This is a genomic window from Oceanobacillus sp. FSL K6-0118 (assembly GCF_038006665.1).
Taxonomy (GTDB): Bacteria; Bacillota; Bacilli; order Bacillales; family Amphibacillaceae; genus Oceanobacillus; species Oceanobacillus caeni.
Map to the genome: position 1 here is coordinate 2,651,933 of NZ_JBBOVR010000001.1, position 14,124 is coordinate 2,666,056.

Annotated in this window: 19 protein-coding genes; 7 read left to right on the forward strand and 12 right to left on the reverse strand. The window is 33.9% G+C overall.

The window, feature by feature from the left end; all coding sequences use genetic code 11:
* Positions 1–264 precede the first annotated feature (264 nt).
* Complete coding sequence (locus MHI02_RS13580; RefSeq protein ID WP_060669232.1) at positions 265–834, reverse strand: O-acetyl-ADP-ribose deacetylase; 570 nt, start codon at positions 832–834, stop codon at positions 265–267.
* A 522-nt stretch (positions 835–1,356) separates the two neighbouring features.
* Here MHI02_RS13580 and MHI02_RS13585 point away from each other — a divergent pair.
* Complete coding sequence (locus MHI02_RS13585; RefSeq protein WP_047184009.1) at positions 1,357–2,931, forward strand: peptide chain release factor 3; 1,575 nt, start codon at positions 1,357–1,359, stop codon at positions 2,929–2,931.
* 101 nt (positions 2,932–3,032) lie between these two features.
* Here MHI02_RS13585 and MHI02_RS13590 read toward each other — a convergent pair whose 3' ends face one another.
* The 4 genes from MHI02_RS13590 to MHI02_RS18560 all read right to left on the reverse strand — a co-directional run bounded on the left by MHI02_RS13590 (position 3,033) and on the right by MHI02_RS18560 (position 6,035).
* Complete coding sequence (locus MHI02_RS13590; RefSeq protein ID WP_052771621.1) at positions 3,033–3,737, reverse strand: YqjF family protein; 705 nt, start codon at positions 3,735–3,737, stop codon at positions 3,033–3,035.
* 158 nt (positions 3,738–3,895) lie between these two features.
* Positions 3,896–4,156 (reverse strand): YppG family protein, encoded by a 261-nt coding sequence (locus tag MHI02_RS13595; protein WP_047184011.1) that lies wholly within the window; start codon positions 4,154–4,156, stop codon positions 3,896–3,898.
* A gap of 162 nt (positions 4,157–4,318) precedes the next feature.
* Positions 4,319–5,578 (reverse strand): uracil permease, encoded by a 1,260-nt coding sequence (gene uraA / locus MHI02_RS13600; RefSeq protein ID WP_145524077.1) that lies wholly within the window; start codon positions 5,576–5,578, stop codon positions 4,319–4,321.
* Positions 5,579–5,822: 244 nt separating this feature from the next.
* The gene (locus MHI02_RS18560) at positions 5,823–6,035 is read right to left on the reverse strand and encodes a WYL domain-containing protein (RefSeq protein WP_445668983.1); all 213 of its coding nucleotides are present in this window, start codon (positions 6,033–6,035) and stop codon (positions 5,823–5,825) included.
* A 120-nt stretch (positions 6,036–6,155) separates the two neighbouring features.
* Here MHI02_RS18560 and MHI02_RS13605 point away from each other — a divergent pair, with 120 nt between their 5' ends.
* The 3 genes from MHI02_RS13605 (at position 6,156) to MHI02_RS13615 (ending at position 6,893) form a co-directional block, all read left to right on the forward strand.
* On the forward strand, positions 6,156–6,362 hold the full coding sequence (locus MHI02_RS13605) for a hypothetical protein (RefSeq protein ID WP_145524076.1): 207 nt from the start codon (positions 6,156–6,158) through the stop codon (positions 6,360–6,362).
* A gap of 12 nt (positions 6,363–6,374) precedes the next feature.
* Entirely contained in the window at positions 6,375–6,542 is a 168-nt protein-coding gene (locus tag MHI02_RS13610; RefSeq protein ID WP_168380770.1) for a hypothetical protein, read from the forward strand.
* 102 nt (positions 6,543–6,644) lie between these two features.
* Positions 6,645–6,893, forward strand: a complete 249-nt coding sequence (locus MHI02_RS13615; RefSeq protein WP_145524075.1) for a hypothetical protein — start codon at positions 6,645–6,647, stop codon at positions 6,891–6,893.
* Between the two features lie 50 nt (positions 6,894–6,943).
* Here the strand turns inward: MHI02_RS13615 and MHI02_RS13620 are convergent, their stop codons facing one another.
* Positions 6,944–7,621 (reverse strand): Dph6-related ATP pyrophosphatase, encoded by a 678-nt coding sequence (locus MHI02_RS13620; RefSeq protein WP_341165980.1) that lies wholly within the window; start codon positions 7,619–7,621, stop codon positions 6,944–6,946.
* Positions 7,622–7,705: 84 nt separating this feature from the next.
* Between MHI02_RS13620 and MHI02_RS13625 the strand changes: the two genes are divergently transcribed.
* Positions 7,706–8,167, forward strand: a complete 462-nt coding sequence (locus MHI02_RS13625) for a YndM family protein (protein ID WP_083452624.1) — start codon at positions 7,706–7,708, stop codon at positions 8,165–8,167.
* A gap of 48 nt (positions 8,168–8,215) precedes the next feature.
* Here MHI02_RS13625 and MHI02_RS13630 read toward each other — a convergent pair whose 3' ends face one another.
* Complete coding sequence (locus tag MHI02_RS13630) at positions 8,216–9,400, reverse strand: DHH family phosphoesterase (RefSeq protein ID WP_341165981.1); 1,185 nt, start codon at positions 9,398–9,400, stop codon at positions 8,216–8,218.
* 272 nt (positions 9,401–9,672) lie between these two features.
* On the opposite strand from MHI02_RS13630, the gene MHI02_RS13635 reads away from it, so the two are divergent.
* A complete protein-coding gene (locus tag MHI02_RS13635; protein ID WP_341165982.1) occupies positions 9,673–9,837 on the forward strand; it encodes a hypothetical protein in 165 nt (54 codons plus the stop codon).
* A 65-nt stretch (positions 9,838–9,902) separates the two neighbouring features.
* On the opposite strand, the gene MHI02_RS13640 is transcribed toward MHI02_RS13635, so the two are convergent.
* Both MHI02_RS13640 and trmB read right to left on the reverse strand, forming a co-directional pair.
* Positions 9,903–10,397 carry a spore coat protein gene (locus MHI02_RS13640; protein WP_047184443.1) on the reverse strand — a complete coding sequence of 165 codons (495 nt, stop codon included), beginning with the start codon at positions 10,395–10,397 and terminating at the stop codon, positions 9,903–9,905.
* Between the two features lie 89 nt (positions 10,398–10,486).
* Positions 10,487–11,122: a tRNA (guanosine(46)-N7)-methyltransferase TrmB gene (gene trmB / locus MHI02_RS13645; RefSeq protein ID WP_060669047.1), complete on the reverse strand. Its 636-nt coding sequence runs from the start codon at positions 11,120–11,122 to the stop codon at positions 10,487–10,489.
* 162 nt (positions 11,123–11,284) lie between these two features.
* Between trmB and MHI02_RS13650 the strand changes: the two genes are divergently transcribed.
* Positions 11,285–11,569, forward strand: coding sequence for a YtzH-like family protein (locus MHI02_RS13650; RefSeq protein ID WP_060669048.1), 285 nt, complete (start codon positions 11,285–11,287; stop codon positions 11,567–11,569).
* A gap of 13 nt (positions 11,570–11,582) precedes the next feature.
* Here MHI02_RS13650 and MHI02_RS13655 read toward each other — a convergent pair whose 3' ends face one another.
* The 3 genes from MHI02_RS13655 to thpR form a co-directional block, all read right to left on the reverse strand.
* Positions 11,583–12,395, reverse strand: a complete 813-nt coding sequence (locus MHI02_RS13655) for a phosphotransferase family protein (protein WP_060669049.1) — start codon at positions 12,393–12,395, stop codon at positions 11,583–11,585.
* Between the two features lie 179 nt (positions 12,396–12,574).
* The gene (locus MHI02_RS13660; protein ID WP_225344160.1) at positions 12,575–13,507 is read right to left on the reverse strand and encodes an NERD domain-containing protein; all 933 of its coding nucleotides are present in this window, start codon (positions 13,505–13,507) and stop codon (positions 12,575–12,577) included.
* Between the two features lie 47 nt (positions 13,508–13,554).
* On the reverse strand, positions 13,555–14,121 hold the full coding sequence (thpR, locus tag MHI02_RS13665) for an RNA 2',3'-cyclic phosphodiesterase (protein WP_060669051.1): 567 nt from the start codon (positions 14,119–14,121) through the stop codon (positions 13,555–13,557).
* Positions 14,122–14,124 lie beyond the last annotated feature (3 nt).

Here is a 14,124-nt window from a genome sequence, read left to right on the forward strand (position 1 = left end):
TATATAATGATCATAACCTTTTCTATATTAAAATATTTTTAGCTTTCAACTTTTGTTGCATGATATTCCATTTTCTTGAAAAAAATACGAAAATAAACTAGAGAGTGCCTGCATAGAATTGGAAAAGGCAGGAATTTTAATCAGAAAGTAAAAAATCCCTCATATTTGAAGGGATTTTTTATTATCTATGAAATTAGAAAATTTGAATGGCTATGAATAACTTAGATACAGAAATAGCTACGTCCGGCCCCAACGCCTTTGTTCTTATACTACATGTTCAATTTTTTCTAAAACACCTTTTAATGCTTTTTTGTATACTTGATAGTCTCTTTCAGAGAACAATGTCATTGTAACATCACCAAATCTATTATTTTGAAGGAACTCTACAATTGTATGTAGGGCTATTACCGAAGCCAGTTGTACAGGATAACGATACACTCCGGTTGAAATAGATGGAAAAGTAATACTAGTAATTCCATTTTCCTTTGCCAAGTTAAGAGAATTTAAATAAGACTCTTCTAATTGTTCACTAGCCACTTGGTTATTACCATCCCATACAGGTCCTACTGTATGAATTACAAATTTCGCAGGGAGATCATATCCTTGTGTTATTACAGCTTTACCTGTACGAAGGTAATTTCCATCTAAATCTTCTTCTCGAATCTTTTTACATTCTTCTACCAATTCGCTACCAGCAGCCTGATGAATAGCACCATCAACACCACCGCCTCCCATTAACGTCCCATTAGCGGCGTTTACAATAGCTTCTGTTGATTGTTTTGTAATATCACCTATCATCAGTTCTAGAGAGTTTCCATTAACCTCTATCTTCATGCTTGCTAGCCCTCCTCAAAACCTAATAATTTACAAAGACTTTACAAATAATAATTATAACAATAAATCATTTGGATGAACATATGAATTTAACAATTGTCAAAACTTTCCCAGTCTCTACCAGCATTTAACATATGAAAGTTTATCGTATATTCTTGCGTTACAAATTGTGTTTTTATGTAGTATATTAATTAAGGTGATCATTTTATGATAGAAGGAGCGTTTCTAACATGTGATTTGAATCCCGCAAAACTAGAACAAAAGCGGAAGCGCCCGTTTAGCGACGTACGGACTGGACTGAGCCGTAGGAGATAAAGGAAACACGACGAACGGAGTGAGTCGATGTTGACTTTCACCACAAGGGTATAAGTGCGACTAAGCCTCTGGTTTCACCATCGGCAAGTCTTCTTTATCGCACGGAGGTGAAGGAAGTCTCGCTAGTCGCTGGGCGCTGGAGCTGGACGTTTATAAAAAACTTAACATGTGTGGTCCACAACCTCTTAAGATGAAAGGGATTTTTATATGATTAAAAACGAGGTAAATAAACGAAAGACTTTTGCTATTATCTCTCACCCGGATGCTGGAAAAACAACTCTAACTGAACGTTTACTACAAGTTGGAAATTTAATCCGAACTGCTGGTACAGTTAAAGGTAAAAAAACAGGAAAATTCGCTACATCAGATTGGATGGAAATTGAAAAACAACGTGGTATCTCTGTAACATCAAGTGTAATGAACTTTCATTACCATGATCTTCAAGTTAATATTCTTGATACCCCAGGGCATGAGGATTTTAGTGAAGATACGTACCGAACATTAACAGCCGTGGATAGTGTAGTCATGATTATTGACTCAACGAAAGGGATTGAAGCACAAACCCTTAAGTTATTTAAAGTATGTAGAATGCGTGGTATTCCAATTTTTACCTTTATTAATAAACTAGACCGAGAAGGAAAAGAAACTTTCGAATTACTAGAAGAAATTGAAGAAGTATTAGATATCGAAACATATCCAATGAATTGGCCAGCCGGAATGGGAAAAGGATTTCTTGGAATTTTCGATCGCAACGGGCAGCAATTTGTAAAATATAACGGGAATGAAGAAGAGTCTATCATCCCTTTTAATGAACTTGACAAACATACAGAATTGACTAATAATACTACATTTGAAGCTGCGAGAGATGAAGTAGCTTTACTTGACGAGGCAGGCAATACTCTTTCAATGGAAGCCGTATTAAAAGGAGAACAAACACCCGTATTCTTCGGTAGCGCATTAGCCCCTTTTGGTGTAGAGATATTCTTTGATACGTTTATTAATATGGCTCCTACACCAAAACCTAGAAGGACAACAGATGGAATTGTTCAACCAGATAACCCTAATTTTTCTGGTTTTATTTTCAAAATACAGGCTAATATGAACCCTGCTCACCGGGATCGTATTGCATTCTTGAGAGTATGTTCCGGTAAGTTCGAGCGAGGAATGAGTGTAAAGCTAGCTAGAACCGGTAAAACATTAAAATTATCACAATCCCAACAAATCATTGCTTCTACTAGAGAAACGGTAGACGAAGCGTATGCGGGAGATATTATTGGAATATACGACCCCAATGCTTATCAAATTGGTGATACATTAATTGCAGGAAAAGATACCTTTGAATATAATGAACTTCCACAATTTCCACCCGAATTGTTTAAAAAAGTATCGGCAAAAAACGTGATGAAATCAAAACAATTCAAAAAAGGAATTGAACAGCTTGTACAGGAAGGTGCCATCCAACTGTTTAGAGATAAACGGACGGAATCCTATATTTTAGGAGCTGTCGGTGACTTGCAATATGACGTATTTAAATATCGGATGGAAAATGAATACAACGTAGAAGTAATGTTCGATACGATTGGGGAAAGAATTCCACGTTGGTTAAATCCAGAACAGCCTATCAATGAATCTCTTTTTGATGAACGTAGAATGCTCGTAAGGGATCGAAATGATAACTATCTTGTTCTCTTCCAAAATGAATTTGCCCTTAACTGGTTCCAAGAAAATAACCCAAAGGTAGATTTAATCGATTTGTTCCAAGTGAACACTTACGCACAATAAGAGTAAAGTCACAAATACTTTTTCCCAACGTATCAAGAAGACTTCCATTAGATTAGTAAGATGAATATGGTGAAACCTTTACTAATAAAGGTTTCACCATTTTATTCTATCTTTTTTGGAATCCAATTCACTGCTACTTTTGATTTGGAAAAATGAATAATCGGTTGTTGCTTCTTCCATTCCATTAATAAACATGCTAATAAGGAATTTTCTTTTATTTCTACCTCTGCTTGTTGTACTTTCCAACAACTATGCCTAATATCTCCTCTATATAGATTTCCATATTTATAGCTCCAAGCGACATACCTTTCCAATAACCAATGGTCAATACTTGTTGGATTGGGATAAGTAGGAATCCCTTGCTTTTTATAGCGTATTTTCCATTTTGCATTCGATTTATTTCTTGTACTAATCATAGTAATGAACCCGAGCCTGCTTTTCATTTTCATTTTCGCCTTAAAATAAGGTAATGTAAATAACCTAGCACCAGTAGCTGCTGAAAGTTTATTGGTATCTATAGTAAAAAAATAGACCCCTTTTTCTCCATTTTTCATGACATATGTACGGACGTTTACTTGTAACATGGGTGTTATGTAAGGAATTCTAGGTAAATAGCGTAAACGTGCTTTACTAACTTTAAATGAGACTATACTTATCCACGCGTCGCCTCCCCAAAGATCTAATTCTAATCCTGGAGGCAGATGCTTCTTCAGTAGTTCTGGTGAAACCGCCCAATGTACAAATAATAGATCCTCCCACCTTTGCAACATTGCCCATTTCCGTTGTTTAGTATTTTTAGCAAACATCATTTCCTTTTCCTTTCCATTAAGTTATTTCCAAGTTAGTTTGCCACTAGATTTGACTAATTTATTCTAAGTGTTAACTATTAAAAAACTCGGCAATCGCCAAAGGCTTTGGCAATTGCCAGCGGGGTGTTTTCAATTTGCGGATTAGTGTTTATTACCTACTTTTTAATAAATTTTGAAAGCATTGGACTGACTTGTTTATAAATACCATTAATTTGATTGGCAGTCCCCATAATTTTTTCTAAATCTATATTTCCATCTTCTGTTTGAAATGCAGACATTACATTTCTAAGATTTGAATTCTGATTATTACCTCTTCTCTCTCTAGGTGGACTACCAAATAAAAATGGATCACGCATTGGTCTTGAAGGCCTTCTATTACCTGGTCCCATTGGACGCATTGGTCTATTTGGAAACATAATATTCCCTCCCTCTTTCCAAAAATTATTCTTCTTCATTATCATATGGTTATCACTTCACACTGGTAAGAGGTATATATAACAGAACCATATAGGTTAACATCTATTTTAAGGTATCAAAAAAACCCTACAGATAGCTGTAGAGTTTTGAAAAAGGTGTACTTATTCATTTGATAAATGAAGAAGATCGAGAAGTCTAAAGAACAAGCTTAATAAAATGGCAACAACTGTTGCTAAGCCCATACCAGATAACGATACTGTACCAATTGATAGAGATGCTCCACTAATTCCGATACCCAACACAACACAGGTCAAAATTAAGTTTTGTGAATTATTGTAATCTACATTTTGTTCAACTAACATCCGTAGACCACTCACAGCAATAATTCCAAACAGAAGTAATGAAATGCCGCCCATAACCGGGGTAGGAATAGACTGAATTAACGCAGCAAGCTTTCCACAGAATGAAAGTACAATTGCTAATAATCCTGCTCCCCCAATAATCCAAGTCGAGTACACACGAGAAATAGCAAGAACCCCAATATTCTCACCATACGTAGTATTAGGTGTGGAACCAAGGAAACTTGATATCATCGTAGAAATTCCGTTTCCTAATAAAGAACGATCCAAGCCAGGATCTTTGATTAAATCTTTTTTTACAATATCTCCTGTTACCACAAGGTGACCGATATGTTCCGGAATTAATACTAATGCTGCAGGTAAAATAATGATAATATCAGACCAGTTAAATTCAATCCCATAATAAGTTGGCATTTGAATCCATTTTGCTTCGTTTACAGCAGAGAAATCTACTATTCCATAGATAGCTGCGATCATATAACCTGTTACAATTCCAAGTAAAATTGGAATAATTTTCAGGAATCCTCTCATCGTAACCCAATATATAATAGTGAAAGCTAAAGTTAGTAAAGCCACTATTATAGTAGTCGTATCAATTGAAACGTCTGGCTCTCTTACTAAGCCTGCCATACCCGCTGCAGTTGGGACAAGTTCTAAACCGATAACGGCTACGATTGCTCCCATTGCTGCTGGTGGAAAAATAAAATCGATCCACTTTGTCCCAACAACTTTAACCAATAGCCCCACAAGTGTTAAAACCAAACCAACAACGAAGAATCCACCTAATGCAGCACTATATCCCCCACCATCTGTTAATACCGCTGTTACTGGTGAGATAAAGGCAAAACTAGAACCTAAATAAGCTGGTATTTTTCCTTTTGTTATAAAAATATATAAAATTGTTCCAAAACCGTTCATTAAAAGAATCGTAGCGGGATCAATGCCAAATAAAATTGGAACTAAAACAGTAGAACCAAACATTGCAAACAAGTGTTGGAAACTTAACGGTAAACTTTGTAAAAATGGTAAACGTTCATCCACTTGGATTTCTCGTTGTGACATATTATTCTCTCCTCTTGTATAGAATCCTTAGGTTAGTATGCTCCCGAAGCAAAAAACCTTGCCTGAATTTTGGCAAGGGTGCACATGAAGAGAGAACGAAATAATAATATATTATTTCGCCTTTATTAATTTGGTTATCACGTTCAACCTTACCAGCCTCACAGGACCGATTTAAAGATTCTATTATTTATTTCATCATACAAATTACGATTCAAAAAGTCAAGAAATTTTCTAACAGAATTGATTATCCAGGTTTTCGATAAACTGATTCTACAGCTAAAATATTGTCTAACTTAAATACCCTTACACTGTGCTTCATGTAGCAATATGCAAGAACATTTGAATCGTTCATTTTAATAACCTTGATGGTTCTTTGCGTGAACTTTTTATCATTCGAATAATATATGATCTTTATTTTTTCCCTAGTTTGTAGGGAATGATTTAATAATTTTATCATAGGAAGACCACCTTGAACAGAACGTTTGTTTCCATTATATCACCATTACTTTATTTTAAACATGTTTTTATAAGATTTTGGAATAATAATATAGATTATTTCAATTAAGGGAGTATATACATGGCGGAAATAACTTTATTTGTCAAAGAGGCTACAACTGGTCAAGTTATTCAACAAATTGAACAGATTTTGAATGAATATGACGGAATGGAAAGAGTTTTAATTGACACGGAAGATGGTGAAATAAAAATTGAATTTAATGATGATATTATTACAGAAGAACAAATTGCTACAGCTTTAATGGAACAAAATTATTTATTACATTAGGAGAGAGAAAAGATGGATAAAAAAAATAAGTTACAAAAATTACGAGTTCCTAATTCTGCACAGGCTCCTGGAATAGACCCTGAAGATTCCTATGGAAAAAATGCTACAAATGAAGAAGTTGAAAAAGGAGAATCTACTCAGGTTACCCGTTTAATATATGATGAGTATGATGAAGTATGATAAACAAAAATGGTAAACAATGAGAGGTATATACCTATACTATTCGTATCAAACTAAGTTTGCTTCCATTTAGAGAAGCTAAAATTGACAAAGGGTGATTCCATGAATAACAACCGTAGTATGATGACTTCCCTACTAACGATAGGTGCGGCAGGTGCAGCAATTTATGGAATAAGTAAAGGAATGCAAAATGGTACCTTACAGAAATTACCACAACAGGTTTCTAATATGGTACAAAATACGTTAAACAACCCGAATGTCCAACAAGTAACTGATCAGGTCCAATCTATGGTTGGAAGCCAAAGTAATAATCAATCAAACACAGATGGGAATACGACATCTTCAAATTAACGTTTCCCTGTACAAGATTTTTGTGAAAACTTGGCATTCGCTATTTATCTTTAGCGAATGCCTTTATTATTTATATTAATATGTAGATAACGTCCATCTATTGTTGTAAATAATTCACCAGTTTGAACATTAATAGGATAATTAAACATTGGACCATCAAAAACAAAAGTATGGAATTCCCCAAACTCTCCACTGGGATCAACGTAATCGGGAAAGGAATTAATCATATCGTGATCCAATACTTTTCCAATCATCTTTGCTGGTAATTTTTCCAAATCAACGGTGGTGACGATTGCCCGGAAACCTTCTGAAACAAAATCTCTTGCATGTTGTAGTGTATCTTTTTTCCATAAAGGATAAAGCCCTTCAACGTCATACTTCTTCATAAACTGATCACGATATAATTTCATGTCCTCTAAAAGCAAATCAGCATAAACAACGGTGTTTATACCTTGCTGTTTAAACTTCTTTAATTGATTACCAACTAATTGTTCATACACTTCATTGCTCGGATGATCAGGTAGGATTACTTCATGGTAGGGCAATCCAATTGATTTAGCTTGTTCTCGAATAAACACCGATTTAACCTCATGGGCCGGTAGCCGTTTTTCTTTCTCAGAAATAGTGGAAAATAATCCTTTTATATTATATTTTTTATCTTTTAATAGGGTATATACTGCATAAGCACTATCTTTTCCCCCGCTCCATGAAACAATAACATCTTTCATTGATTTCTCCCCTATCATTTAGAATTCCTTATTTGCATATTTTTTATCACCTTTTCTAATACTAAGAAAAAAAGAAAGGATAATATGATGAAACATATAAAAGCATTAGGAATTAAATTTATTGTAACTTCTGTTATTTTATTTTCCCTTTTAGCCATTTTTGAAACGGCAACATTAGGTGAAATTCTTCTTATTAGTGCCTTAGTAACTGGAATCAATTATATAATAGGTGATCTTCTTATATTACCAAGGTTTAACAATTTCATTGCAACTATTGCTGACTTTGCCTTGGCTTTTGTAGGGATTTGGGCATTATCAAGTATGTTTATTTATCCAACGACACCTATTGGAATTGTATCAGGTTTTGCTGCCTTTTTCATAGCAATCAGTGAAGGTCTTTTTCATGTTTATATGAAAGAGAAGGTGTTATACAAACAATATAACCATCAGGAACCATTTAGTGTTTTGAATACTCATCCTCAAACAGAATTTTCTGAGGAAGATAATGTAGACTACATTAAGAAAGATTATGAAGACCGCGATTAGGTAAAATAAGGCGCTTATCCTTTTTTAACAGGAAAGCGCCATTTACATTTACTCTTCTCTTTTTTTCTTCTTAACCTCATTCATTAAGTATTGTACAAATACTTCATCTTTTGCCACCCACGCTTGAAAGTTTCTCTTTATATACATCTCGGCCTGTCGAAAATTAGAAAACTGTTGTTCCAACCTCACGTTATCTTTTTCAATTACCCAGTTTTCTTCTACCTGGATGATAAACAGAATATCATCGGATTTTGTTTTATATAATGTTCCAAAAGATGATTCTTTCAAGTTAAAGCGATTCCTTTTCGCATCCTCATGTAATGGATCAAGTTCAAACGTCTCCTCCACAAATAATCGAAATGCAAGATCATTCATTGTACATCCTGCTGCTTTCGCATGCCCCCCACCATCAAACCGAGCAGCAACTTCCGAAACATCAATATGATCATGAATGGTTCGAAAACCCATTCTCCTTCCACCGATATTTAAAATTGCAATATAGTCTAGATGAGGATATTCCTTTCCCAATTGATTTCCTAATTCTGAATGATAAGACTCCGCATATACTACACCCGCATACAATTCTCCAACTTTTCTCTGAACTAACTCACGACGTTTTCTTCGTATGTATCGTTCAATTTTATCTTCTTCCATATCAAGAATCTTTTCCTCAAATTCATCAAAAAAGAAATGTTCATTGGACTGGAGCCGCTCGAGCATCACCTCTTCAAATTCTTCAATGGAAACAAGGAAAAATAAAGAATTAAGACGCTGTGCTTTTTCGTTGTTATTTTTCTCCCATTCCCAAGTATCGTATTGCCTCACCAGTTCTACGAATTCATTTACAGCCTCTGATGATTCAAGAAATTTATGTTTCAATAGATATTCATAAAATAAAGCTGTTGCAGAAGTTAAACGCCCCTCTTCATCTTCCACAGTAACATGACCCCATTCATATTTATTAAATGATAGTGCCGTTTGATGATGGTCAATTAATTGAAGTTTTCCACCTTGTTTATAATACTCCTCTAATCGGTTTTCATTTTTCTCATTTACAGATAAATCCGTTATAAATAAGAATACATCTTTTTCATTTTCTAAAAACCACTCAACCTCTTTGTTTAGACTACCAATAGAATTATAACGAACCTTGACATTGTTTCCAAAAGCGAGTTTAGCCAAGATTCCACAACCGACCCCATCTAAATCATTATGAGACAATAGTTTGTACATTCATTTCACCAACCTATTTTATATTTTTCCCATCATTATATTAACCAACTAAATATGGTTTATCCGGGTATTCATGTTATAGAAGAAAAATCGGAGTAGATAATACAGTGTTCTCTTAATATTTTGGCGGATTGTAATAAATTGTCGAATGAAAAGGTTTATTTTTTTATTTTTGGGCAGAATATAATTTGTCGATGAAATATATCTAAAGAGAAAGGGCCCTTTTCGTTGGAGGAATTTCATCAAATACTTATCTAGGAGGGGCGATTAAAATGGCTAACAATAATAACCGCAACCGCAATAACAACAATAACAACAACGATAACAACCGTGTTGAATTTGCGAACGAGAATGAGTTCAACGATTTCGATAACAACAACAATGATGACAACAATCGTAATCGCAAACGTGACAACAATGATAAGCGCAATAACTAATTAATCAAGACCCAAAAAAACCTGTATCAAGAAGAATTCCTTCTTTGTTACAGGTTTTTGTATTACTATTTCATTTTTAAAGCCTTATTTGCAAGTTGAACATCATGTTTTAATAACTTTTCCAAATCATATGCAGGGTAATACCCATTTTTATACATATAATTAAACACCATTTCATGAGTTTGGATAGAACGTTGTAATTGTTTATTCAACGTTTGCCGTAAAATCGGTGTAGCAGTTTCTGTAATAGCATTAGAATAATTACGTACGGAAGTCTTTGCAAAAGCCAATAAGTCTCCGGAAAAAAATCCATCGTCTAAATTTCTATCTCTTAATTCTTCTGTTGGTGCTAACGCATAAAATTCGAGAAGTTCTTTCAAGTTCGTTTCTAGTCCTTTAATCACATGCTCATAAATGGACTTGAGTTCTGAATCACGAACCTCTTTAATAAATCTTTTTAATTTCATTAGTGATATGGATTGAAACACAACCAATTCGTGAACTTCAAGAGTTTCGTGCCATGCTAAGTGATTAGGTCGTATATTATTACTCATTTCCATCGTTTTCCTCCTCTAATGAATTAGACATTTATACTATATTCCTTTAAGGAGAAAACGAAGCTTGTTCCTAGAAATCTGGGCTATTACTGTTAAAAGGAAGCTTTTAATCGATAAATGGGTTGACCTTTAGCAGAGAACCTTTCTTCGTATTCAGTCATGATATTTGATTCATCTTGGATAGCATGTAAATCCAAATTTACTTCTTCCAACTTCATATTATAATCCGTTAAACTTACAAGAGAATATTCAAACAGTCCACGATTATCTGTTTTAAATATGACCTGTCCTGACTGTTTTAATATTGTTTTATATTGGTCTAAAAATGCTTTGTAAGTTAATCTCCGTTTCTCATGACGGTTTTTCGGCCATGGATCGGAGAAGTTTAAATAAATAGTGGAAACCTCGTTCTCTGCAAAAATTTCTACTAAATCACCGGCATTTTCATTTAATAATAATACATTTGAGGAGCCAGCTTCTAACACTTTTTGTGCAGCAGTCACGACAATACTTTTTGCTAGCTCAATCCCAATAAAGTTGATATTAGGATACTGTTTAGCCATTCCAACAATAAATTGTCCTTTACCAGTACCAACCTCTACATGAATGGGATTATTATTTCCAAATAACGTACTCCATTTCCCTTTATACTCGCTAGGATTCGGAATAATTAACTGAGCATTTTCCTTTAAAAAGTCATCAGCCCATGGTTTATTACGTTGACGCATTCTTTTACCTCTCTTTTTTTATATTTTACATGGATGTAATGGTTAGAAAGATTGGCATTCGCCTTGGGTGACGAATGCCTTTGTTGTATTTATTTAGTAAGTTTCTTACTTTGAGTATAGAAAATAAAAAATGACAAAAAATAGTGTCATGAGGTGATTCCGATGACACTAAATTCAAATCATTTATTAACATTGTTGCATGACATTCTTGATGAACAATGTGTAGATTGTTGTGCTGAAGTATCAGAATATCAGCAAATTAAACGATTAGTAAAAAATATGATGGCAAAAAAAGAAATAACAGATGAACAGCTACTACAATTACTTCCTGAGATCTATAACTACGGAATTCAAGGTGAAGGCACTAATAATGTAGAAGATCACATTACAGCTAATAAAGATAATTTAGAAACTTGGATGAGTGCAATACGAAATACAAAGCTATAATGGCTAAAACCATTTAGAACATTTCTTCCACTTGATCATTTAATTCCTTTAAATCCCGCAATCTTTCCATCACTTTTGCGGGCTCTTTTCGTTTTAAATGCCATATTAAGTAATGTAAGCTGTCATGAATTAAATACCAGTACATTCTTTCTAATATATGATCATCTTTCTCAATTCCATAATTTTTTAACCAATTGCGCCACTCGTCTCTAGGAATATACCACTTTAAGATTAAACCAAAATCAGAAGCGGGATCAGCAATTGTTGCATTATCCCAATCGATTAAATATAAGCTTCCATTTTTGGACATTAATAAGTTATTATGATTTAGGTCATTGTGACATACAACAAGTTTTTGACCTCTTGTTTTTGGTAATAATGTTTCAAGATGTTTTAAAGCAATTTGAACATCTACATTTTCTTTAAGTAAATCCAATTGAGAAATTTGTTGTTTAATTGTTTGGAATATATCATCTGAAGTTAAAGGTATAATTCCTATCCGCATTAACATATCTAGTAATTCAGTGGAATGGTGAATTTTGTGTAAAAGGCTAGCTACCCTTTCATCCTTCATATCACTTGGTTTTAATTCCCGTCCTTCCAACCATTCTTGTGCAGTTATGACATCACCATTTTCCATTCGCCTCGTCCAGACAAGCTTAGGAACAATTCCTTCAGCAGATAAAACAGCTAAAAATGGAGAGGAATTTCGTTTTAAAAATAACTGTTTATTATCTTTTTTCGCAAAGAAAGCCTCACCAGTTAACCCCCCCGCTGTTGTTAACTTCCAGCCATCTCCTAATGCTTGTTCGATCCATTCCAACATGTTGTATTCACATCTTTCAAAAATAGCATTTCTTTTCATATTTTATAGGTATAAAATCTAAATTACAACCATTTCATGAGATTTTTTATTCGTTTTGTTGATTTTTGTATTATTTTAGCGGTTAGGGAAGTTTTTTAACCTATTTTTCTGGAAGTTGGTTAACGATGTATGATACAGGATCATTCTTCCAAATCACCGATAGTTTGGATACTGATATCATCTTCCCATTCTGGACGCTGAACAGAGGTAGATTGACAATGACACAATAAAACCTCGGCAGCTTTTAATTGATTACTCTTTAATGTTGATATTAATTTACGCCTATTATTAAACCAAGTAGGATATTCCTTTTTTCCAACGATTTTAGTTTGATATGGTTCATTTGTAAAAAGAATAGAATTTGTACGAGATATAACCGTTTTATGAACTGGAAATTCTATCTCATGCGAGAGTAATATACTATTAATGATCTGTTCCGTACGTTTCAAAGCAATATTGGGATTTAAAATTTTAGAAACATCATTATTTTTTTCAATAGTCCAGACCCTTTCATTTCCTGCCATAATGACAGCTTGTTCGTCTACTTCTAAAAAGTATAAAATCTCGATACCGATTGGTGAAACCAATAGAATTTCACAATCGACAGGAACACTTTTTACATTAAAAACAGGGTTATACATTAGTAGATAAGTATCCGGAAAGCGTTGTAGGAGATACTTTAATAATGGATCTGTATAATATTTTTTATGAACATAGGAAATACGGTTCACAGTTGATGTTGCCCATTTCAATTGAAACAAAAATATTTCATCTAAAAAGTAATGCTTTAACTTCTCCTCTGTTTCTGGTAATTCATTTAATTTCTCTCTTGGGTTAACTTGATTTTCTAGTTCTTGATTAGATTTTCTTCTAATAAATGCTTTCCATTTTGCGAAAGCAGAAGATTGTTCTTTAATATCTTCCTCAAGCCCTATATTTGGTGTGTACATATCAGGATTTGACCACATCCGATGTAACTTTTTCCAGTTTTGTTTCTTAACACGAATAAACTGTGTTGGGTATCTGTATGTATCCCATTCATAACGGGATATATAGTCTTGTAATTTAATCAATTGCGCCGTTTTCTCCACCTCCTTCTTCTATTTAATTCTATGGTATTTTAACGTAATTTATATTTCTTGATTGGTTCATACTTTTGTTTACGATTTGGATGTATTTGAAACAAGGTTATTTCACTAACATGCATAGTAGCCTTTGAAGTAAATTCTTTCTTCAATTTTTCCAAAACATCACCATACGAAAAACCAATTTTGCCGTTCCATTTCTTTGCTAATGTTATATGGGGACTATAATTCCTATTTTCTTTAGGAAATCCAACTTCGAATGCACCTTGTTCAACAATCTGTTGGACTTTAATTAATGGTTCTACCCTTTCAACTCCAGCCCACAGTACACGTGGACTTTTTGGATTACCAAACGTACCCAATGTACCCACTTCCAGACTAAAAGCAGGTAGTTCTTCTACTCTCTTTAAATGAGTTGTTAGTTCTTCTAATTTTTCATCATTTACTGCCCCTAGGAATTTCAATGTAATATGCAAATCTTTTTTGTTATACCACTGCTTATATGGTAATACACCCTGCAACTTATTTTGCCATAAAGCGAAAGTATTTTGTAATTCTTTAGATAGTTGAATAGCAATGAAATAATGTGGGGATTGGCCCATTTT